General features: G+C 72.2%; 17 protein-coding genes. 1 reads left to right on the forward strand and 16 read right to left on the reverse strand.

Annotated elements, in window-relative coordinates:
* Window positions 1–13: 13 nt before the first annotated feature.
* Together lspA and AC07BS_RS18165 are read right to left on the reverse strand one after the other, a co-directional pair.
* Entirely contained in the window at window positions 14–571 is a 558-nt protein-coding gene (gene lspA / locus AC07BS_RS18160) for a signal peptidase II (RefSeq protein ID WP_478648225.1), read from the reverse strand.
* A gap of 63 nt (window positions 572–634) precedes the next feature.
* On the reverse strand, window positions 635–1,525 hold the full coding sequence (locus AC07BS_RS18165) for a TraR/DksA family transcriptional regulator (RefSeq protein ID WP_478933150.1): 891 nt from the start codon (window positions 1,523–1,525) through the stop codon (window positions 635–637).
* Window positions 1,526–1,968: 443 nt separating this feature from the next.
* Here AC07BS_RS18165 and ileS point away from each other — a divergent pair, with 443 nt between their 5' ends.
* A complete protein-coding gene (ileS, locus tag AC07BS_RS18170) occupies window positions 1,969–5,103 on the forward strand; it encodes an isoleucine--tRNA ligase (RefSeq protein ID WP_478648219.1) in 3,135 nt (1,044 codons plus the stop codon).
* Window positions 5,104–5,278: 175 nt separating this feature from the next.
* On the opposite strand, the gene AC07BS_RS18175 is transcribed toward ileS, so the two are convergent.
* The 14 genes from AC07BS_RS18175 to AC07BS_RS18240 all read right to left on the reverse strand — a co-directional run bounded on the left by AC07BS_RS18175 (window position 5,279) and on the right by AC07BS_RS18240 (window position 21,767).
* Window positions 5,279–6,505 (reverse strand): DivIVA domain-containing protein, encoded by a 1,227-nt coding sequence (locus AC07BS_RS18175; protein WP_478648217.1) that lies wholly within the window; start codon window positions 6,503–6,505, stop codon window positions 5,279–5,281.
* 61 nt (window positions 6,506–6,566) lie between these two features.
* On the reverse strand, window positions 6,567–6,851 hold the full coding sequence (locus AC07BS_RS18180) for a YggT family protein (RefSeq protein ID WP_086567466.1): 285 nt from the start codon (window positions 6,849–6,851) through the stop codon (window positions 6,567–6,569).
* Window positions 6,852–6,922: 71 nt separating this feature from the next.
* Entirely contained in the window at window positions 6,923–7,531 is a 609-nt protein-coding gene (locus tag AC07BS_RS18185; protein WP_478648214.1) for a cell division protein SepF, read from the reverse strand.
* A 121-nt stretch (window positions 7,532–7,652) separates the two neighbouring features.
* Window positions 7,653–8,393, reverse strand: coding sequence for a YggS family pyridoxal phosphate-dependent enzyme (locus tag AC07BS_RS18190; RefSeq protein ID WP_478648211.1), 741 nt, complete (start codon window positions 8,391–8,393; stop codon window positions 7,653–7,655).
* Between the two features lie 3 nt (window positions 8,394–8,396).
* The gene (gene pgeF / locus AC07BS_RS18195; RefSeq protein ID WP_478648208.1) at window positions 8,397–9,131 is read right to left on the reverse strand and encodes a peptidoglycan editing factor PgeF; all 735 of its coding nucleotides are present in this window, start codon (window positions 9,129–9,131) and stop codon (window positions 8,397–8,399) included.
* A gap of 62 nt (window positions 9,132–9,193) precedes the next feature.
* Entirely contained in the window at window positions 9,194–10,435 is a 1,242-nt protein-coding gene (gene ftsZ, locus AC07BS_RS18200; protein ID WP_478648205.1) for a cell division protein FtsZ, read from the reverse strand.
* A 240-nt stretch (window positions 10,436–10,675) separates the two neighbouring features.
* Complete coding sequence (locus tag AC07BS_RS18205) at window positions 10,676–11,575, reverse strand: cell division protein FtsQ/DivIB (protein ID WP_478648202.1); 900 nt, start codon at window positions 11,573–11,575, stop codon at window positions 10,676–10,678.
* Between the two features lie 24 nt (window positions 11,576–11,599).
* A complete protein-coding gene (gene murG, locus AC07BS_RS18210; RefSeq protein WP_478648200.1) occupies window positions 11,600–12,694 on the reverse strand; it encodes an undecaprenyldiphospho-muramoylpentapeptide beta-N-acetylglucosaminyltransferase in 1,095 nt (364 codons plus the stop codon).
* A 6-nt stretch (window positions 12,695–12,700) separates the two neighbouring features.
* Window positions 12,701–14,086, reverse strand: a complete 1,386-nt coding sequence (gene ftsW / locus AC07BS_RS18215) for a putative lipid II flippase FtsW (RefSeq protein ID WP_478648197.1) — start codon at window positions 14,084–14,086, stop codon at window positions 12,701–12,703.
* An 82-nt stretch (window positions 14,087–14,168) separates the two neighbouring features.
* Window positions 14,169–15,587 carry a UDP-N-acetylmuramoyl-L-alanine--D-glutamate ligase gene (gene murD / locus AC07BS_RS18220; protein WP_478648194.1) on the reverse strand — a complete coding sequence of 473 codons (1,419 nt, stop codon included), beginning with the start codon at window positions 15,585–15,587 and terminating at the stop codon, window positions 14,169–14,171.
* A gap of 14 nt (window positions 15,588–15,601) precedes the next feature.
* On the reverse strand, window positions 15,602–16,666 hold the full coding sequence (mraY, locus tag AC07BS_RS18225; RefSeq protein WP_478648191.1) for a phospho-N-acetylmuramoyl-pentapeptide-transferase: 1,065 nt from the start codon (window positions 16,664–16,666) through the stop codon (window positions 15,602–15,604).
* Window positions 16,666–18,087 (reverse strand): UDP-N-acetylmuramoyl-tripeptide--D-alanyl-D-alanine ligase, encoded by a 1,422-nt coding sequence (locus AC07BS_RS18230; RefSeq protein ID WP_478648188.1) that lies wholly within the window; start codon window positions 18,085–18,087, stop codon window positions 16,666–16,668. The genes mraY and AC07BS_RS18230 overlap by 1 nt, the downstream gene beginning before the upstream one ends.
* 65 nt (window positions 18,088–18,152) lie before the next feature.
* Window positions 18,153–19,853 carry a UDP-N-acetylmuramoyl-L-alanyl-D-glutamate--2,6-diaminopimelate ligase gene (locus AC07BS_RS18235; RefSeq protein ID WP_478648185.1) on the reverse strand — a complete coding sequence of 567 codons (1,701 nt, stop codon included), beginning with the start codon at window positions 19,851–19,853 and terminating at the stop codon, window positions 18,153–18,155.
* A gap of 12 nt (window positions 19,854–19,865) precedes the next feature.
* Window positions 19,866–21,767: a peptidoglycan D,D-transpeptidase FtsI family protein gene (locus tag AC07BS_RS18240; protein ID WP_478648182.1), complete on the reverse strand. Its 1,902-nt coding sequence runs from the start codon at window positions 21,765–21,767 to the stop codon at window positions 19,866–19,868.
* Window positions 21,768–21,774: the final 7 nt, after the last annotated feature.

The raw sequence follows: 21,774 nt of genomic DNA on the forward strand, positions 1-21,774 counted from the left end.
GCCCGTCCCGGGCTCAGTCCTTGTGGACGGTCCCGTCCGGGTCCAGGCCCCGGAAGGACAGGATCACGATCAGGAAACCGCCGCAGACGATCGCCGAGTCGGCGAGGTTGAAGACCGCGAAATGGGCGGGGGCGATGAAGTCCACGACCCCGCCCTGGAGGCCGCCGGGAGAGCGGAAGAGCCGGTCGGTGAGGTTGCCCAGGGCGCCGCCCAGCAGCATGCCCAGGGCGATGGCCCAGGGCATGCTGTAGAGCTTGCGGGCGATCCGGGCGATCACCACGATCACGACGCTGGCGATCACGGTGAAGACGATCGTCATGGCCTCACCGAAGCCGAAGGCCGCGCCGCGGTTGCGGATCACCTCGAACTGCAGCAGCGTGCCGATCACCTGGATCGGGTCGTGGTGCTCCAGCTGGGCCACGACGAACAGCTTGCTGCCCAGGTCGAGGAGGTAGGCGAGGCCGGCCACCGCGAGCAGCGTCCCGATGCGCCGCCTGCCCCTGGGCCCGTTCTTCCCGTCGGCCTCCGGCGTCGTCCCGGTGGGCCGCTCGGCCTGTTCCGCCTCAGTCACGTGAGTCCCTGATGTCGTCCCTGCTGACTGAGGACGAGGGTACGGCACGCGACGGTGGGCGGGTCAGCGGCGTTCCTGCCGCTGTTTGCACTCCACGCACAGCGTGGCCCGGGGAAATGCCTGCATACGGGCCTTGCCGATGGGTTTGCCGCAGTTCTCGCAGAGCCCGTACGTACCGGCGTCCAGCCGCTCCAGCGCCCGCTCGGTCTGCTCCAGCATCTCCCGGGCGTTGGCGGCGAGGGCCAGCTCGTGTTCCCGGGTGATGTTCTTGGTGCCGGTGTCCGCCTGGTCGTCGCCCGCGCCGTCGCCCGAGTCGCGCATCAGGCCGCTGATCGCGGTCTCGGAGGCCTCGATCTCGGTGCGCAGCCGCATCGTCTCGCTCATCAGCCCGGTACGGGCCTCGGCCACCTCCGCCGGCGACCAGGGCTCCTCCCCCGGCCGTACGGCGAGCTCGCCGGGCGCGGCGGCGGCCGTGCGGCGGGCCCCCGGTACCTTCGTCGCGTCCTGCGCCTCACTGATCGTCTTCTTCGCAGCCACCGTGCTGGCTCCCGTCTCCTCAGCGGACACCGCCGTCGCGGCCGGTGCGGACCCGTCGGCCGTGACGGCCGTGTGCCGTGCCGCGACCCGGCGGGTCGCGGCCTTCTTCGCCGGGGCGGCCTTCGCCGCCGTACCGGCGGCTGCGGGCTTCGCCACCGTGGCAGTCTTCCCCGCCGCGCCCGTCTTTTTCGCCGGTACGGACTTTTTGGCCGACGCGGCCTTCTTGGCGGTGACTTTCTTCGGGGTGACCTTCGTGGCGGCGGCCTTCGTGGCGGCGGCCTTCTTCGTGGGGGCCTTCTTGGCGGCGGCGGTCTTCCCGGCGGCCGAGGACTTCTTGGTGGACGAGGTCTTCTCCGCGGCCGCCGTCTTCGTCGTCCTCGGCGCCGCCGTCTTCTTCGCCACCGTCTTCTTGGCCACGGCCACGATCCCTTCACATTTTACGATCTTGCGCGCGAATCGTGCGGGAACGATAAATCGGCCGGGCCCACGCGGCAACGGGGCTCGCCGGGCACCCGCCGTGTGCCGCGCCTCCGGTCGCACAAATCGGTCTGCCGGTGTCCCCCGCGGCCCGTACACTGGGCGGAGCGAAAGGCGTGGATGGGACCAGTAGCGCCGCACGCAGCCATGAGCGATCCGGGGACGGTGCGAGCCCGGAGGCGTGCGCGGAGCGAAGATCAGCCCGGAGCCGCCGGAAGAACGCCCCGGACAGGGGTCAGTAGAACCGGCTTCGCGGCCCTAATGAGGGGGTCGGGGCGCACCGGCGCACCGGCCAAGGAGGGTGGTACCGCGGGAAGCGCCCGGCAGCGGCGCGGCTCGTCCCTCCGACGGACAGCGCAACGACGTTCCGCCGGAGGAAGCCGATGAGGCAGTACCGCCAGGTACCCGCACAGGTCGACCTGCCCGCCCTCGAGCACGCCGTGCTCGATTTCTGGCGCGAGAACAAGGTCTTCAGCCGTACGCTCGCCCAGTCCGAGGGCCGCCCGGAGTGGGTCTTCTACGAGGGCCCGCCCACCGCCAACGGCATGCCCGGCGCCCACCACATCGAGGCCCGCGTCTTCAAGGACGTCTTCCCGCGCTTCCGCACGATGCAGGGCTACCACGTGGGCCGCAAGGCCGGCTGGGACTGCCACGGTCTGCCGGTCGAGCTCGCGGTGGAGAAGGAGCTCGGCTTCAGCGGCAAGCAGGACATCGAGAAGTACGGCATCGCCGAGTTCAACGCGAAGTGCCGCGAGTCGGTGACCCGCCACACGGACGCGTTCGCCGAGCTCACCACCCGCATGGGCTACTGGGTCGACCTCGACGACGCCTACCGCACCATGGACCCGGAGTACGTCCAGAGCGTCTGGTGGTCGCTGAAGGAGATCTTCAACAAGGGCCTGCTGGTCCAGGACCACCGCGTGGCCCCCTGGTGCCCCCGCTGCGGCACCGGCCTGTCGGACCACGAGCTGGCGCAGGGCTACGAGACGGTCGTCGACCCGTCCGTGTTCGTCCGCTTCCCGCTGACCTCCGGCCCGCTGGCCGGCGAGGCGTCGCTGCTGGTGTGGACGACGACCCCGTGGACCCTGGTCTCCAACGTCGCGGCCGCCGCCCACCCGGACGTCACCTACGTCGTGGCGACCGACGGCACCGAGAAGCTGGTCGTGGCCGAGCCGCTGCTGGAGAAGGCCCTCGGCGAGGGCTGGACGGCCACCGGTCAGTCCTTCACCGGCCGTGAGATGGAACGCTGGGCCTACCGCCGCCCGTTCGACCTGGTCGAGCTGGAGGGCGCCAACTTCGTCGTCAACGCCGAGTACGTCACCACCGAGGACGGCACCGGTCTCGTCCACCAGGCCCCCGCCTTCGGTGAGGACGACCTCAGGACCTGCCGCGCCTACGACCTGCCGGTGGTGAACCCGGTCCGCCCGGACGGCACGTTCGAGGAGGACCTGGGCCTTGTCGGCGGTCTCTTCTTCAAGAAGGCCGACGAGAAGCTGGTCGCCGACCTCACCGAGCGCGGCCTGCTCTTCAAGCACATCGCCTACGAGCACAGCTACCCCCACTGCTGGCGCTGCCACACCGCGCTCCTCTACTACGCGCAGCCGTCCTGGTACATCCGCACCACCGCGGTCAAGGACCGGCTCCTGGAGGAGAACGAGAAGACCAACTGGTACCCGGACTCGGTCAAGCACGGCCGCTTCGGCGACTGGCTGAACAACAACATCGACTGGGCGCTCTCCCGCAACCGCTACTGGGGCACCCCGCTGCCCATCTGGCGCTGCGAGGAGAACCACCTCACCTGCGTCGGCTCCCTCGCCGAGCTCTCCGAGCTGACCGGCACCGACCAGAGCGGCCTGGACCCCCACCGCCCGTACATCGACGACGTGACCTTCCCCTGCACCGCCGAGGGCTGCTCGCACACGGCCGTCCGGGTGCCCGAGGTCATCGACGCCTGGTACGACTCCGGCTCGATGCCGTTCGCCCAGTGGGGCTACCCGTACAAGAACAAGGAGCTCTTCGAGCAGCGCTACCCGGCGCAGTTCATCTCCGAGGCCATCGACCAGACCCGTGGCTGGTTCTACACCCTGATGGCCGTCGGCACGCTCGTCTTCGACAAGTCGTCGTACGAGAACGTCGTCTGTTTGGGCCACATCCTCGCCGAGGACGGCCGGAAGATGTCCAAGCACCTGGGCAACATCCTCCAGCCGATCCCGCTGATGGACCAGCACGGCGCCGACGCCGTCCGCTGGTTCATGGCCGCGGGTGGTTCCCCGTGGGCCGCGCGCCGCGTCGGCCACGGCACGATCCAGGAGGTCGTCCGCAAGACGCTCCTCACCTACTGGAACACCGTCGCCTTCCAGGCCCTGTACGCCCGCACCTCCGGCTGGGCGCCCAGCGCCGCCGACCCGGCGCCGGCCGACCGTCCGCTGATCGACCGCTGGCTGCTGGGTGAGCTCAACACGCTCGTCGAGCAGATCACGCAGGCCATGGAGGCCTACGACACCCAGCGCGCCGGCAAGCTGCTGTCCTCCTTCGTGGACGACCTGTCCAACTGGTACGTGCGCCGCTCGCGCCGCCGGTTCTGGCAGGGCGACGCGGCCGCGCTGCGCACGCTGCACGAGGTCGTCGAGACGGTCACCCGCCTGATGGCGCCGCTGGTGCCGTTCATCACCGAGCGGGTGTGGCAGGACCTGGTCGTCCCGGTCGACGCGCAGGCCCCGGAGTCGGTCCACCTCTCCAGCTGGCCGACGGCGGACACCTCGCTGATCGACCCGGAGCTGTCGCGGCAGATGCTGCTGGTCCGCCGGCTGGTCGAGCTGGGCCGCGCCACCCGCGCCGAGTCCGGCGTCAAGACGCGCCAGCCGCTGTCCCGCGCGCTGGTCGCCGCGGCCGGCTTCGACGCGCTGGGCGCCGAGCTGCGCGCCCAGATCGCCGAGGAGCTGAACGTCTCCTCGCTCGCCTCCCTCTCGGAGGTGGGGGGCTCGCTGGTCGACACCACGGCCAAGGCCAACTTCCGTGCCCTGGGCAAGCGTTTCGGCAAGGGCGTCCAGGCGGTGGCCAAGGCGGTCGCCGCGGCCGACGCTGCGGCGCTGTCGCTGGCGCTGCGCGAGGGCACCGCCTCGGTCGAGGTGGACGGCGAGACGGTCACCCTGGCGCCGGACGAGGTCATCATCACCGAGACCCCGCGCGAGGGCTGGTCGGTGGCGTCCGACGCGGGCGCCACGGTCGCCCTCGACCTGGAGATCACCCCGGAGCTGCGCCGTGCCGGCCTGGCCCGTGACGCGATCCGCCTCATCCAGGAGGCCCGCAAGAACAGCGGCCTGGACGTGGCCGACCGGATCGCGCTGCGCTGGACCGCGGCGGCCGAGGAGACGGTGACCGCGCTGACCGAGCACGCGACGCTCATCGCGGACGAGGTCCTGGCGACGGACTTCGCGACCGGCGGGGCCGACGACTCCTACGGTGAGCCGTTCGAGGACGAGGGCCTCGGACTGACGTTCCGCCTCCGTAAGGCGTAAGCAAGCGGGTGAACCCCCCGGCGCTCCGGCGCCGGGGGGTTCTCGCATGCCCGCGGACGCACGCGCGGGCCGACCCGCGGACGCACGCGCGGACGCACGCGCGCGGGCACGAAAATGGGCCGGGCCCCTGGGGATCACCCAGGGGCCCGGCCCATAGTGCTGACGTGTCGGACCGTCAGTTGTCGTCCTCGTCGATGAGGAAGCCCCGCATCGGGGACGGCGCCTGCATCGGCTGCGGGCCCTGCGGCCGCACCGGTGCCATCGGCTGGGTCATCGCCGGCGACATCTGCTGCTGACCGCCGTAGGACGGAGCGCCCGTCGACGGACCGTTGTGGCCGCCCATCGACTGGTTGCCGCCCATGGAGTGACCACCCATGCCCGCGCCGGCCGAGGCCATCGACCCGCTCATGGAGGGGGCCGGCGGCAGCGACGCCGCGGCAGGGGTGCGCGGCGGGGCCAGCGAGTCGTCCGCCTGGTTCTCCAGCTGGCGCAGCTGGCTCTCCAGGTAGGACTTCAGGCGCGTGCGGTACTCGCGCTCGAAGCCGCGCAGGTCCTCGACCTTGCGCTCGAGCGTGGCACGGGCGGACTCCAGGGAGCCCATCGCGACGCGGTGCTTCTCCTGCGCGTCCCGCTCCAGGGCGTCGGCCTTGGCCCGGGCGTCCCGCTCCAGACCCTCGGCGCGGCTGCGGGCCTCGCCGACGATCTTGTTGGCCTCGGAACGGGCCTCCGCGATCGCCTGGTCGGCCGTCTGCTGCGCGAGCGAGAGGACACGGGCGGCGCTGTCGCCACCCGGACCGCCCTGGCCCGGCTGGGGAAGCTGGGGGCCGCCACCCATGGGGCCGTTCTGGCCCATGGGGTTCTGACCCATCGGGTTCTGGCCCATGGGGCCGTTCTGACCCATCGGGTTCTGGCCCATCGGACCGTTCTGACCCATGGGGTTCTGACCCATCGGTCCGTTCTGTCCCATGGGTCCGCCCATCGGGCCACCCATCGGACCGTTCTGTCCCATCGGGCCGGGTCCGTGGGGGCCCTGGGGACCGTGGCCGTGGCCGCTGGGGCCGGCCGGCAGCTGCGGGGCACCGCCCGGAAGCTGCGGCGGGCCGCCCATCTGCTGCTGGTTCGGCGGCACCGGCTGCGGGCCCGATATGGCGGCGGGCACCGGAGCGCCGCCGGGTCGCTGGTCCTGCGGCTCGGGCTTGCGCATGGCCTGCTGCTGGTTCTGCGCGGCGGCACGCGTGGCGGCGGCCAGCTTGGCGCGCAGGTCCTCGTTCTCCCGGAGCAGGCGGGTCAGTTCGGCCTCGACCTCGTCGAGAAAGGCATCGACCTCGTCCTCGTCATAGCCTTCTCGGAGGCGGACGGTCGTGAACTGCTTGTTCCGCACGTCCTCGGGGCTCAGCGGCATCTCTTCTTCACCTCAACGTAGTCGTCGGCAATCGGCAAGACCGTATCGTTCACAGCCGCGTTCACAGCCGGCTCACGACGGTGATCAGGATGTAGACGATGATCATCAGTACGAAGAAGGACAGGTCGAGCGCTACGCCCCCGAGACGCAGCGGCGGGATGACCCGCCGCAGAAGCTTGAGTGGCGGATCGGTGACAGTGTAGGTGGCCTCGAGGAGCACCACCATCGCCTTACCGGGTTGCCATGAGCGGGCGAACTGGAAGACGTAATCCATCACCAGTCGGAAGATCAGCACGATCAGGAAGCAGTACAGCGCGATGTAGATCACCTGCTGTGCGATGCCCATCTCGCGCTTCCCTCTCCCCTTGCTCGTACGAGGCCTGACTGGCCGTTGTCCGGTTTGCCCGGTGTTGCGTCTCAGCTCTGGTTGAAGAACCCACCCTCTGCGATGCGGGCCTTGTCCTCCGCCGTGACATCGACGTTAGCAGGAGACAGCAGGAACACCTTCTGTGTCACCCGCTCGATACTCCCGTGCAGACCGAAGACCAGACCCGCCGCGAAGTCGACGAGCCGCTTCGCGTCGGTGTCGTCCATCTCCGTGAGATTCATGATCACCGGGGTACCTTCGCGGAAGTGTTCCCCGATGGTACGGGCCTCGTTGTAGGTCCGGGGGTGCAATGTCGTGATGCGGTAGGGCTCCCGCTCGGACACAACCTTGGGCATGATCACCGGTGCGTTCTTCTCCAGAGAGTGGCGTTCGGGTGTGATGGACGACACGGGGGCGATTCGGGCGGGTCGTCCCGTTTCCGCTACGAGCGGAGCGGGTTCGCGCTGCGCGGGCGGTTGGGCGACTCGAACCGGTTCGTCCGATTGCGTCTGTTGTGCCGGATGGGCCTGGTGCTGTCGGCGCCGGTCCGGCTCCGGCTCGGGCTCGAACTCGTCGTCGGGGTCGAACCCCGGGCCGTCGTACCCATCGTCCTCCACGAGGCCGAGGTAGACCGCCATCTTGCGCATCGCGCCGGCCATTCTCCGCATCCTCCGCTCTGTGGTGGATCGGCTCCGTCAACGGCGCCCGGATCCACGTGGTCCGCCCGCCTTTTGACGGGAATGACCATATTTTCTGCTGTGGTCCGACTTCTTGGCGACGTTACCCGAGCCGGGGTCGGACTCCGAGTACCGCTGAGCCGACACGTACATGTGTCGCACCGGCCGCCACCGCGTCCTCGAGGTCCGCGCTCATCCCTGCTGACACCATGTTCGCAGCCGGATGGGTCGCGCGCAGGTCCGTTGCGATTTCCATCAGCCGCTCGAAGGCGGCCCGCGGCCTGCCCGCGTAGGGGCCGGCGAGCGGAGCCACCGTCATCAGACCGGCCGGTCGCAGGCCTTCCGCCGCGGCGATCGCGTCCGCCAGGGCGGCCACCCCCTCGGGGCCGACGCCGCCGCGCTCGCCGCGCTCGCCGGACTCCGTGTCGAGGGCCACCTGGATGAGACAGCCGATCTCGCCGCCGTCGCCGGCCGCGCCCCGGCCGGCCTTCACGGCCGCCGTGGACAGGGCCGTCACCAGTCTGTTCCGGTCGATGGAGTGCACCAGACCCGCGTAATTCACCACCGACCGGACCTTGTTTGTCTGCAACTGACCGACGAAGTGCCAGGTAAGGGGCAGATCCGCGCAGTCGGCGGCCTTCGGGGCCGCGTCCTGGTCGCGGTTCTCGGCCACATGACGCACCCCCAGCTCGGCGAGGAGCCGGACGTCGCTCGCGGGGTAGGTCTTGGTGACCACGATGAGGGTGACCTCGTCACGGTCCCGGCCCGCCGCCGCGCACGCCGCGGAGATACGTTCCTCCACACGGGCGAGGTTGTCCGCCAATTGGGTTCTACGGTCCGTCACAGGTCAGCCGTCCAGCCAGACATAGCTCGCGAGCCGACCGGTGGTGCGCTCGCGGCGGTAGGAGAAGTGGTCCGCCGATTCCAGGGTGCAGACGCCGGAAGCGCCGGCGACCGCGATGCCCGCCCGGCCGAGCTGGGCACGGACCCCGGCCGCGACGTCCAGCGCCGGGGTGCCCCGCCGGGTGGTGGCCCGGGCCTCGGGGACCGCCTCGGCGACCTCGTCCCGCATGGCCTCGGGCACCTCGTAGCAGAGCCCGCAGACCGAGGGGCCGATGTGGGCGAGGATCCGCCCGGGCTCGGCGCCGAGCCGGAGCATCTCCGCCACCACCGCCGGCACCACCCCGGCCAGCAGACCGGGGCGCCCCGCGTGGGCCGCGCCCGCGATCCCGGCGACCGGGTCGGCCAGCAGGACCGGGGTGCAGTCGGCGGTCAGCACCGCCAGGGCCAGGCCCCGACGCGCCGTCACCACCGCGTCGACCGCGGGGATCGAGCCCGGCTCGCCGTCCCGGTCCCGCCAGGGACCGTCGACCACGGCCACGTCCTTGCCGTGCACCTGGTTCATCCAGACGACGGAGGCGGGGTCGATGCCGAGTGCCCGGGCGGCCAGGGCGCGGTTGGCGCGTACGGCCTCGGGGTCGTCGCCGACCGCGCCGCCGAGGTTGAGCTCCGCATACGGAGCGGCGCTCACCCCGCCCCACCGGTCGGTGAAGGCGAAGTGCGCGCCGCTCGCGTGTGCCACGTCGGGGGCTGCCCGCGTGTGCGGGACGGGGTTCCCTATCACCGGGGTCACGTCGGGCCCGGTCACTTCAGGAAGTCGGGAACGTCCAGTTCCTCGGCGGTCGAGTCCTGGTAGGGACGGGCCGGCGGAACCTGCGGCGACGCGACCGGGGGCGGCGGGACCTCGGCGACCGGGGTCGGGTCGGCCACGGGCTCCTCGGTGCGCGGGGTGACGCTGCCCAGTCCGCCGAAGGCCGGGCGCGCGGGCTCCGGCGGGGCGACCTGCGGGCGGCTCGCGGGCGTGGCGGCCGAGGCGTCCTCGCGGCCGGAGCCGTAGGAGGAGCCGAGGACCTTGTCGCGGCTGCCCTTGGCCGGCGGCTGACCGCCGTCGAAGCCCGCCGCGATGACCGTGACCCGGACCTCGTCGCCCAGGGCGTCGTCGATGACGGCACCGAAGATGATGTTGGCCTCGGGGTGGGCGGCCTCGCTGACCAGCTGGGCGGCCTCGTTGATCTCGAAGAGGCCGAGGTCCGAACCACCGGAGATGGAGAGCAGCACACCGCGGGCGCCGTCGATCGAGGCCTCCAGCAGCGGCGAGGAGATCGCCATCTCGGCCGCGGCCACCGCGCGGTCGTCGCCGCGGGCCGAGCCGATACCCATGAGGGCCGAGCCGGCCTCGGACATCACGGACTTGACGTCGGCGAAGTCGAGGTTGATCAGACCCGGGGTGGTGATGAGGTCGGTGATGCCCTGGACACCGGACAGCAGGACCTGGTCGGCCGACTTGAACGCGTCGAGCACGCTCACCTGGCGGTCCGAGATGGACAGCAGCCGGTCGTTGGGGATGACGATGAGCGTGTCGACCTCGTCGCGGAGGCTGGCGATGCCGTCCTCGGCCTGGTTCGCCCGGCGCCGGCCCTCGAAGGTGAAGGGGCGGGTGACCACACCGATCGTCAGGGCGCCCAGCGAGCGGGCGATGTTGGCCACGACGGGCGCGCCGCCGGTGCCGGTGCCGCCGCCCTCGCCGGCGGTGACGAAGACCATGTCGGCCCCCTTGAGGACCTCCTCGATCTCCTCGCGGTGGTCCTCGGCCGCCTTGCGGCCGACATCGGGGTTCGCGCCGGCACCGAGGCCGCGGGTGAGTTCCCGGCCGACGTCGAGTTTCACGTCGGCGTCGCTCATCAGCAGGGCCTGTGCATCGGTGTTGATCGCGATGAACTCGACGCCCTTGAGACCGACCTCGATCATCCGGTTGATGGCGTTGACGCCACCGCCGCCAATGCCGACGACCTTGATGACTGCGAGGTAGTTCTGCGGTGCTGCCACGTCGAAGGCCTCTCGCCTCGAGTTACGTATGCCTGGGGGCGGTTCTCAATGCCGACCCGAACCCTAACGTTGAAGTTTAGGGTTACCGGTGTCACTGTTTCCTGGGTTCTCTGAAGCAGGACACTAAGTCGACAAGCGGCGCGGCTTCAACGAACACGCCGAACCTCCCGTTTTTCTTTTCACCCTATGTGATCACCCATAGCCGTAGCCAACCAGGGTGCTGGCGAGGCCGGATCGACGTCAACTCCCGGACACCGCCGGAGCGCCGGGGGCGCTCACGTCGAACCGCTTCGCGCCACCGGCGGCCCGGAGCAGAGCGGTGAGCGTACGGGCCTTCGCCTCGCCCCGCTCGGCGCTGCCCCAGGTGACGGTCCGACCCCCCGTCAACTCCACGGTGATGGCGTCGTAGGAGCGTACGCGCACGGCCTGGGTGTCCTCGCGGACCGCGCCGGGCAGGGAGGTCAGGACCTGGACGGCGGCGCCCTCCAGCCGCGCGGTGCCGAAGCGGCGGGCGCTCGGCGAGTCCTCCGGGATCTCCATGACCAGCCGGGGGACGCCCTTGAGAGCATGATCGACTGTGGCGAACCGCACTCCGGCGCCGTCGATTTCGATGAACTTCCCGCCTCTTTCGAGGAGGGCCTTGGGCTGGCGTTCTGTCACTTTCAGACCGATTCCGTGCGGCCAGGACCGGACGACGTCGACCGACTGGATCCGGCGCAGCCGGCCGCGCAGCCGCTCGCCGATGGCGTCGGTGTCCACGGCGACCAGGGGTTCGCCGAGCGGCACCCGGGCGACCTCCCGGATCTCACCGGACGTCAGCACGCTGTTCCCGCTGACGTCCACGTGGGTGACCCGCAGCCAGGTGGAGCCGTAGAGCGCCCACCAGGCGCCCGCGCCCACCAGGACGGCGAGCGCCCCCCAGAGCAGGAGCACGCGCCGCCTGGAGGGGCGTGGACGGGGTCGGGAGCCGCCCGGACGGCGGGCGGCTCCCCCGCCTCCGGGGCGGCGCGGACGGGACGCCTTGGGCGCCCTGGATGCCGAAGGCGCGACCCGGGACGACTTCGACGTCGCGGAGGACCGGGACGGCTTCGGCTTCCCGTTCTGCCCGCCACCGCGCCGGGTGGTCGTCGGTCCGGCCACGCTCCCAGCCTCCTCTACGGGCCGTCAGCCCGCTCTGTGTGCGGCGATCGCCTCGTACACCATGCCGACCAGCAGCTCGTCGGCGTCCCGTCGGCCGAACTCGGCGGCGGCCCGGGACATGTCGTACAGCCGGTGCGGGTTGGAGAGCACCGGGACCACGTGGTTCTGCACCCATTCGGGGCTCAGCTCGGCGTCGTCGACCAGCAGGCCGCCGCCCGCCTTGACCAGGGGCTGGGCGTTGAGCCGCTGCTCGCCGTTGCCGATGGGCAGCGGGACGTAGGCCGCCGGCAGGCCGACGGCGGACAGCTCCGCGACGGTCATCGCGCCCGCGCGGCAGAGCATCATGTCGGCCGCGGCGTACGCGAGATCCATCCGGTCTACATACGATACCGGGATATAGGGCGGCATTCCGGGCATGTTGTCCGCGTGCGGCAGTTCGTTCTTCGGACCGACCGCGTGGAGGATCTGGATGCCGGAGCGCTGGAGCAGCGGGGCCACCCGCTGGACGACCTCGTTCAGCCTGCGGGCGCCCTGCGAGCCGCCGGAGACCAGCAGCGTCGGCAGATTGGGGTCGAGCCCGAAGTAGGCCCGCGCCTCGGGGCGGACGGCCGCGCGGTCCAGCGTGGCGATGGAGCGCCGCAGCGGGATGCCGACGTAGCGGGCGTTGCGCAGCTTGCTGTCGGGGGTGCTCACCGCGACGGACGCGGCGTAGCGCGAGCCGATCTTGTTGGCCAGGCCCGGGCGGGCGTTCGCCTCGTGGACGATGATCGGCACGCCCAGCCGCTTGGCGGCCAGGTAGCCGGGCAGCGCCACGTAGCCGCCGAAGCCGACCACGCAGTCGGCCCGGGTGCGCTCCAGGATCTGCTCGGCGGCCTTGATGGTGCCGCGCAGCCGCCCGGGCACGGTGATCAGCTCCGGGGTGGGCTTGCGGGGCAGCGGTACGGCCGGGATCAGCCCCAGCTCATAGCCCCGCTCGGGCACGAGCCGGGTCTCCAGGCCCCGCTCCGTGCCGAGCGCCGTGATCCCCACGGTCGGGTCCTGCCTGCGCAGGGCGTCCGCGAGGGCGAGCGCGGGCTCGATGTGGCCGGCGGTCCCCCCGCCGGCGAGTACGACATGCACCGAAATTCACCGCTCTCCGGACGGTCGCTTCTTGACGCGCCGTCTCATCGTCTTCCATCTCACCCCAGGCTGCCGCATGGCCAGCGCCGCCCGCGCACCGGGTTCGTCGCGCGCGAAGGCGATCAGGAGCCCGATGGCGAACATGGTCGGCAGCAGGGCGGACCCTCCGTAGGAGAACAGCGGGAGCGGGACGCCGGCGATCGGCAGCAGGCCGAGCACCGCACCGATGTTGACCACGGCCTGGGCCGTGATCCAGGTGGTCACACCTCCCGCGGCGTACCTCACGAAGGGGTCCTCCGTGCGTCCGGCCACGCGGATACCCGCATAGCCTAGAGCCGCGAACAGGGCGAGGACCGACAGCGTCCCCGCCAGCCCCAGTTCCTCGCCGGTGATGGCGAAGATGAAGTCGGTGTGGGGCTCGGGGAGTTCGCCCCATTTCTCCACACTGGCCCCGAGTCCGGCGCCGAACCATCCGCCGTTGGCCAGGGCGTAGATCCCGTGCACGGCCTGCCAGCACTGGTCGTGGTCGCCGGGGTCGGTGGCGCCGATGCACTCCAGCCGGGACATGCGGTTGGCGCTGGTCTTGATGAAGAGTACGGCCAGGAGGGCGGTGACGCCGAACACCCCGGCGAAGAGCCGGGTGGGGGCGCCCGCGATCCACAGCAGGCCGAGCAGCACCGCGGTGAGGACGACGGTGGTGCCCATGTCGCCGCCCAGCATGATCAGGCCCAGCAGCAGGAAGGCCACCGGCACCAGCGGCACCAGCAGGTGCTTCCACTGCCCCAGCAGCCGCTTGGACTGCTTGCGGGCCAGCAGGTCGGCCCCCCACAGCACCAGCGCCAGCTTGGCGAACTCGCTGGGCTGGAGCTGGAACGGCCCGCCGAGGGAGATCCAGTTGGTGTTGCCGTTGATGGTCTCGCCGACGCCGGGCACCTGCACCATGCACAGCAGGAAGACCGAGACCGCCAGCAGCGGGTAGGCCAGCGCCCGCAGCAGCCGTACGGGCGTCCGGGCGGCCGCCAGCAGCAGCACCGTGCCGATGGCGGCGGCCAGCAGCTGCTTGCGGAAGAAGTAGCTGGGGGCCAGGCCGTTCTGCAGCGCCTTGATCTGGGAGGCGGAGTAGACCATCACCAGGCCCAGCACGATGATCAGCAGGGAGCCGCCGAGGACCAGGTAGTACGCGGTCAGCGGCCGGTCCCAGGCGCGCTTGGCCCGGGCGTGGAGCCCCCGCAGGCCGCGCTGCCCGCCGCGCGGCGGGCGCGGGGCCCGGCCGCCGGCCGGGCCGCGGGCCGGTGGGCGGGGCGCCGGCCGGGGGCGCGCCGCGGAGCCCCGCAGGGCCACGAGCCCCGGCCACCGTCCGATGGGCGGCGTTGCGATGTCGTCCGCGTGCATCCGGGTTTCCCCTTCGCTGGTCTCCCGCGCCGCCCGGGCCCGTCGCCGGGCGTCCGGCCCGCGGCGGCGCGGGGACCGGCGGCTACTCGGCCGCGGCCCGGTCCGCCGCCAGGGCCAGGACCGCCTCGGCGAAGGCCTCGCCGCGCTTGTTGTAGTCGGTGAACATGTCCATCGAGGCGCACGCCGGGGCCATGAGCACGGTGTCGCCGGGACGGGCGAGCCGTGCCGCCTCCTGCACCGCCGCGGCCATCGCCCCAGTGTCGGTCCGGTCGAGGTCCACCACCGGCACATCCGGGGCGTGTCGCGCCAGGGCTTCCCTGATCAGCGCCCGGTCGGCCCCGATCAGCACGACGCCCCGCAGCCGCTTCGCGGACGCGGTGACCAGCTCGTCGAACGTCGCGCCCTTGGCCAGGCCGCCGGCGATCCACACGATCGGCTCGTAGGCCGCCAGCGACGCCTGGGCGGCGTGGGTGTTGGTGGCCTTGGAGTCGTCCACGTAGGCCACGCCGTCCACGTCGGCGACGTGGGCGATGCGGTGGGCGTCGGGCCGGAAGGCGCGCAGGCCGTCGCGGACGGCCGAGGCCTCCACGCCGAAGGCGCGCGCCAGGGCGGCGGCGGCCAGGGCGTTGGCGATGTTGTGGGGCGCCGGCGGGTTGACGTCGGCGACCTCGGCGAGCTCCTGCGCCTGCTGGTGGCGGTTCTCGACGAAGGCCCGGTCGACGAGGAGGCCCTCGACCACGCCGAGCATGGACGGGCCGGGGGCGCCGAGGGTGAAGCCGATGGCGCGGCAGCCCTCCTCGACGTCGGCCCGCTCCACCAGGCGCTCGGTGCGCGGGTCCTCGACGTTGTAGACGCAGGCGACCGTGTTGCCCTCGTAGATCCGGCCCTTGTCGGCGGCGTACTCCCGCATGGAGCCGTGCCAGTCGAGGTGGTCGGGGGCGAGGTTGAGCACGGCCGCGGAGTGGGCGCGCAGCGAGGGCGCCCAGTGCAGCTGGTAGCTGGAGAGCTCGACGGCGAGCACGTCGTACTCCTGCTCGCCCAGCACCACGTCGATGATCGGCGTGCCGATGTTGCCGACGGCCGCCGTGCGCAGGCCGGCCGCCCGGAGGATGGAGGCCAGCATCTGCACGGTGGTGGTCTTGCCGTTGGTGCCGGTGACGGCGAGCCAGGGCGCGGACGACTCGTCGCGCAGCCGCCAGGCGATCTCCACGTCGCCCACCACGTCCACGCCCGCCTCGGCGGCGGCCGCGAAGAGCGGGCTCGTGGGCTTCCAGCCGGGCGAGGTGACGACGAGGTCGGTGCCCTCGGGCAGGGTGTCCGCGTCGCCGAGCCGGACGGTGATCCGCTCGGTGGTGAGGGCCGCGGCACGCTCGCGCAGCGCCGGGCCGTCGCCGCCGTCGACGACGGTGACCGTCGCGCCGAGGCCGGCCAGGGCGCGGGCGGCGCTGATGCCGCTCACGCCGAGGCCGGCGACGGTGATGTGCCGGCCTGCGTAACTCACGGGGCTCACGGGGCTCACTTGATGGCCAACCATCCGGCGTAGAAGATTCCGAGTCCGACGGCCACGCACAGACCCTGGATGATCCAGAAGCGGACCACGACCAGGACCTCGCTCCACCCCTTGAGCTCGAAGTGGTGCTGGAGCGGGGCCATCCGGAAGACACGCTTCCCGGTGAGGCGGAACGAGCCGACCTGGATCACCACGGACATGGTGATGAGGACGAAGAGGCCGCCGAGGAGGGCGAGCAGCAGCTCCGTGCGGGAGCAGATGGCCAGACCCGCGAGGGCGCCGCCCAGGGCCAGCGAGCCGGTGTCACCCATGAAGATCTTGGCGGGCGACGTGTTCCACCACAGGAAGCCGAAGCAGGAGCCCATCAGGGCCGAGGCGACCACGGCGAGGTCGAGCGGGTCGCGCACCTCGTAGCAGGCGGCGCCGGCCGTCAGCGGGTTGCCGCAGGACTGGCCGTGCTGCCAGGTGCCGATGAACACGTACGCGCCGAAGACCATCACCGAGGCGCCGGTGGCCAGGCCGTCGAGGCCGTCGGTGAGGTTCACGCCGTTGGACATCGCCAGGATCATGAACAGCGCCCAGATCACGAAGATCACGGGGCCGACGGTCCAGCCGAAGTCCTGGGTGAAGGACAGCCGGGTGGAGGCCGGGGTCTGGCCCCGGGTGTCGGCGAACTGCAGCGCCAGGACGGCGAAGGCGATGCCGACGATCAGCTGGCCCGCCATCTTGGCCTTGGCGCGCAGACCGAGGCTGCGCTGCTTGACGATCTTGATGTAGTCGTCGAGGAAGCCGACCAGACCCATGCCGGCCGTCAGGAACAGCACCAGCAGGCCCGACGTCGTCGGCTCCTTGCTGGTGATCACCTTCGTCACGGCGTACGCGATGAGCGTCGCCAGGATGAAGGCGATGCCGCCCATGGTGGGCGTGCCCTTCTTGCCGGCGTGGCCGCGGGGGCCGTCGTCACGGATGAACTGGCCGTAGCCCTTGCGGGCGAGGAACTTGATCAGCAGCGGGGTGCCGATGAGGGTCAGGAACAGACCGATGACACCCGCGAAGAGGATCTGGTTCATCAGCCGGCGACCTCACCGTCGAGGGCGAGCAGCTGCTCGGCCACCCGCTCCAGCCCCACCGACCTGGACGCCTTCACCAGTACGACGTCTCCCGGGCGCAGCTCGCTGCGCAACAGGTCGACCGCCGCCTGCGCGTCGGACACGTGCACCGACTCCTCACCCCACGAACCCTCGTTATAGGCGCCCATCCGCAGCCAGGCCGCTTCCCTGCCCCCGACTGCCACGAGCTTGCTGACGTTGAGCCGGACGGCGAGCCGTCCGACAGCGTCGTGCTCGGCGAGTGACTCCTCGCCCAGCTCGGCCATCCGACCGAGTACTGCCCACGTACGTCCGCCCCTAGCCCGGGCCGATTCGCCCATCGCGACCAGCGCGCGCAGCGCCGCTCGCATGGAGTCGGGGTTCGCGTTGTAGGCGTCGTTGACGATCGTCACGCCGTCCGCGCGCTCGGTGACCTCCATGCGCCAGCGCGAGAGCTGACCCGCCGAGGAGAGCGCGGAGGCGATCTCGTCGACGGGCATGCCCAGCTCATGGGCGACGGCGGCCGCGGCGAGCGCGTTCGACACGTGGTGCTCACCGTACAACCGCATGGTCACGTCGGCGCACCCGGTGGGGGTGTGCAGCGTGAACGAGGGCAGGCCCGCGGCGTCCAGGCGGACGTCCGCCGCGCGGACGTGGGCGTCGTCGGCCTCGCCGAACAGCACGATCCGGGCCGTGGTGCGCGCGCCCATGGCCCGCACCAGCGGGTCGTCGGCGTTGAGCACCGCGACGCCGCCCTCGGCCTCCGACGGCAGGGCCTCGGCCAGCTCACCCTTGGCGACGGCGATCTGCTCACGGCCGCCGAACTCGCCGATGTGGGCGGTGCCGACGTTGAGGACCACGCCGATGCGCGGCGGGGTGAGCTCGGCGAGGTAGCGGATGTGGCCGATGCCGCGGGCACCCATCTCCAGGACGAGGTGCCGGGTGTCCTCGGTGGCGCGCAGCGCGGTCAGCGGCAGGCCGATCTCGTTGTTCAGGGAGCCGGGCGGCCACACCGTGGGGCCCAGCCGCTCCAGCAGCTGGGCGATCAGGTCCTTGGTGCTGGTCTTGCCGGCCGAGCCGGTCAGCGCGACGACGGTGGCGCCCAGCCGCTCCACGACGGCGCGGGCCAGGGCGCCCAGCGCCCGCTCGACGTCGTCGACGACGACGGCGGGGACGCCGACGGGACGGGCGGCCAGCACGGCCGTCGCGCCCGCGGCGACCGCGCGCTCGGCGTAGTCGTGGCCGTCGACGTGTTCGCCGGCGAAGGCGACGAAGAGGCCGCCGGGCCGGACCTCACGGGAGTCGATCACGACGGGGCCGGTGACCCGGGCGTCCGGGTCCGGTATGTCGTGCTGCTGTCCGCCGACGATGGCGGTGATCTCGGCGAGGGTCAGGGCGATCACCGGAGGTCACCTCCTGCCGCTGGGGAGGGCTGCCGGGGGGAGGGTTGTGCGCGCATGGCGGTCTGTCATCCCTGGTCGTTCCGGTGCTTGGTCGACGAGCGCGGCCGCCCGGCCTCGATGGCCTCGCGCAGCACCTGACGGTCGTCGAAGGGGCGAACCACTCCGGCGATGTCCTGGCCCTGTTCGTGGCCCTTGCCCAGGACCAGGACGGTGTCACCGGGCTCGGCGCGGGCGACGGCGGCGGCGATGGCGGCGGCGCGGTCCTCCATCAGCAGGACGGTGCCGCGCTCCGCGGCGGGCACCTCGGCGGCGCCCGCGAGCATGGTGGCGAGGATCGCGAGGGGGTCCTCGGATCGGGGGTTGTCGGAGGTCAGCACGGCCGTGTCGGCGCCGCGGACCAGCGCGGCGCCCATGGGGGCGCGCTTGGTGGTGTCACGGTCGCCGCCGCAGCCGAGGACGGCGTGGATGCGGCCGGTGCCGACCTCGCGCAGGGCGCGGAGAACCGATTCGACGGCGTCCGTCTTGTGGGCGTAGTCGACGACCGCGAGATACGGCTGACCGGCGTCGACGCGCTCCAGCCGGCCGGGGACGCCGGGCACGGCCGCGACGCCGTCGGCGGCGGCCTGCGGGTCGGCCCCCGCGGCGACGAGCGCGACGATGGCGGCCAGGGCGTTGGCGACGTTGAACGGGCCGGCGAGCGGCGCCCGGGCGGCCACGGTGCGGCCCTCGGGGCCCAGGACGGTGAAGGTCGAGTCGAACGCGCCGATCTCGACGTCCACCGCGCGCCAGTCCGCGTCCTCGCGGCCCTCGGCGGAGAAGGTGATCACCGGGACCTCGGACTCGCCGGCGGCGAGCCGGCGGCCGTACTCGTCGTCGGCGTTCACCACGCCCAGGCGGCTGCGCTCCTTGGTGAACAGCTGCGCCTTGGCGGCGAAGTAGTCCTCCATGCCCGAGTGGAACTCCATGTGCTCCGGGCTGAGGTTGTTGAAGACGGCGACGTCGAAGACGCAGCCGTCGACACGGCCGAGCCGCAGCGCGTGGCTGGAGACCTCCATGGCGACCGAGCGCACGCCGCGCTCGCGCATGACGGCGAACAGCGCCTGGAGGTCCGTGGCCTCGGGGGTGGTGCGCTCGGACTTGATCCGCTCGTCGCCGATACGGGACTCCACCGTGCCGATCAGGCCGGTGGGGCCGGCCAGGGCGCGCAGCCCGCCCTCGATGAGGTAGGCGGTGGTGGTCTTGCCGGAGGTGCCGGTGATGCCGATCTGGAGGAGGTCCTCGCCGGGCTCGCCGTAGATCGTGGCGGCCAGGGCGCCCATCCGGGCGCGGGGGTCGTCCACGGTCAGGACGGGCAGGCCGGTCGCGGCGGCGCGCTCGGCGCCCGCCGGGTCGGTGAGCACGGCGGCCGCGCCCAGGCCGGCGGCCTGCGCGGCGAAGCCGGCGCCGTGGAAGCGGGCGCCCGGCAGCGCGGCGTAGACGTCGCCGGGGCGGACCGCGCGCGAGTCGTGGGTGATGCCGGTGACGTGGACCTCGGACGCGCCCTCGGGGGCGGGGACGCCCAGCTGACCGGCCAGCTCCGTGAGGGACACGGATCCGGCCCGGGTGGGGCGGGGCGCTCCCGGGTGCGCCGCGGGGGCGTCCTGGGAGGTGGCGTGGGACTGATCAGCGTGGGGCACGGCGGTGAGCGTACCGGGCGTACCCGCCTCGTCGCGAAGCGAGGGGCCCGCCGGGCCGCGGTTCCCCGGATCGGGAGTGATCGTCGTCACGGCGGACCCGGCTCACTCGTAGCTCACCGGCAGCCGGGGCGGCTGCGCGCCCGACGGCGGCACCTGGAGGGTCTTCAGGGCGAACTCCATGACCTGCTTGAAGACCGGTCCGCAGATCTGGCCGCCGAAGTAGCTGCCCCGGGTGGGGTTCTGGATGGCGCAGTAGACGGTCAGCCGGGGCTGGTCCGCGGGGGCGAATCCGGCGAAGGAGGCGGTGTAGCCGTGGTAGCGGCCGGTCACCGGGTCCACCCGGTTGGAGGTGCCGGTCTTGCCGGCCACCCGGTAGCCGGGGATCTTGGCCTTGGTGCCGGTGCCCTCCTGGTCGTCGACCACCGACTCCAGCATCGCGGTGAGCTCCCGCGCGGTCTTCGCGCTGATCACCCGGGAGCGCGGGGGCTCGGCGACGGCGGTGAAGCGGCCGTCGGGGCCCTTGGTGCCGCGCACCAGCGAGGGCTGGACGCGCTCGCCGCCGGCGGCGATGGTCGAGTAGACGGAGGTGGCCTGGAGGGCGTTCAGGGACAGGCCCTGGCCGAAGGGGATGGTGTAGGGCCGGGAGGACTTCCAGTCGTGGGGCCTGGCCAGGATGCCGGGGGTCTCGCCGGGGAAGCCGAGGCCGGTGGGGCGGCCCACGCCGAACTTCCGCAGGTAGTCGTACAGCACCTCGTTGGCCCGCTCACGGGTCTTGCCGAGCTGCTCGCTGGCCAGGATCGTGCCGATGTTGCTGGACTTGGCGAGCACGCCGTTGAGGGTGAGGTGCCAGACGGGGTGGTCGACGTCGTCGGCGAAGTTGCGGTCGGCGCGCGGCAGCCGGTTGGGCACCTCGACATGGGTGGTGGGGGTGGCGACGCCCTCCTCCAGGACGGCGGCCATGGTCATGACCTTGCTGACGCTGCCCGGCTCGTAGGCGTCCTGGAGGGCGAAGTTGCCCATGGCCGAGCGGTCGGCGCGGGCGAGCTCGTTGGGGTTGTAGCCGGGGGCGTTGGCCATGGCGAGGATCTCGCCGGTGCGGGTGTCCTGGACCACGACGTAGCCGCGGTCCGCGGCGGACTCCGTCACCTGGCGGGCGATGGCGTTCTGGGCCGCCCACTGGATGTCGCGGTCGACGGTCAGCTCGACGTCGGAGCCGGGCACGGCGGCCTGCTCCTTGACGTCGCCGGTGGGCACCTGTCGGCCGCCGGACTGGGCGTAGACGCGCCGGCCGTCCTTGCCGGCCAGCTCCTTGTCCAGCTGGGCCTCCAGGCCGCCGCCGCCCTGGCCGTCGGCGTTGACGAAGCCCAGCAGGCCGGCGGCGAGCTCGCCGTTGGGGTAGACGCGCTTGCTGTGCGACTCGCGGTTGACACCGGCCAGCACATTCGCGCCCTGCTTGCGGGCCGCCCGCTCGGCCTGGGCCTTCTTCAGCTCGCTGATCCTCTTCCAGACCTGGGGGGTCTGGCGGCGGGCGAGCACCACGTACTTCGACTTGGGGTTGGCGGTGAGCCGGGCCTCCAGCGCGGCGGCCGGCTCGCGCAGCACCGGCGCGAGCAGCGCGGCGGCCTGCCGGGCCGCGCCCTCGGCCTTGATCCGTTCCGGGGTGAGCAGGTCGGGCGCGGCGGTGATGTCGTACGCGTCGACGGTGGTGGCCAGGTCGATGCCGGAGCGGTCGGTGATGGCGCCCCGCTCGGCGGCCAGGGTGACGGGGATGTAGCGGTTGAGGTTGGCGCGGGCGGCGTAGGCGTCCGCGTCGACGGCCTGCACCTGGAGCAGCCGGACGGTGAAGACCAGCAGGACGAGGGTGAGGCAGGCGCCGATCAGGCGCAGCCGGGGCCGGGGGCTGCCCAGCCGGAGGGCCGGGGCGCCGGGGCGGGGGCGTGCGGGTCGCGCGGCGGGGCGCGCGGGCCCGGGAACCGGGCGGCGGGGCTGCCTGGGCGCCGTCACGACCTCA

The organism is Streptomyces sp. NPDC044063, assembly GCF_056434285.1.

What these genes read in the sequence shown, in the direction of transcription:
- AC07BS_RS18185 (WP_478648214.1), bottom strand. Translation starts at nt 7,531, where the DNA reads ATGGCCGGCGCGATGCGCAAGATGGCGGTCTACCTCGGCCTCGTGGAG.
- AC07BS_RS18180 (WP_086567466.1), bottom strand. Translation starts at nt 6,851, where the DNA reads ATGGGCATCGCACAGCAGGTGATCTACATCGCGCTGTACTGCTTCCTG.
- ftsW (WP_478648197.1), bottom strand. Translation starts at nt 14,086, where the DNA reads ATGCACGCGGACGACATCGCAACGCCGCCCATCGGACGGTGGCCGGGG.
- mraY (WP_478648191.1), bottom strand. Translation starts at nt 16,666, where the DNA reads ATGAACCAGATCCTCTTCGCGGGTGTCATCGGTCTGTTCCTGACCCTC.
- ileS (WP_478648219.1), top strand. Translation starts at nt 1,969, where the DNA reads ATGAGGCAGTACCGCCAGGTACCCGCACAGGTCGACCTGCCCGCCCTC.
- AC07BS_RS18175 (WP_478648217.1), bottom strand. Translation starts at nt 6,505, where the DNA reads ATGCCGCTGAGCCCCGAGGACGTGCGGAACAAGCAGTTCACGACCGTC.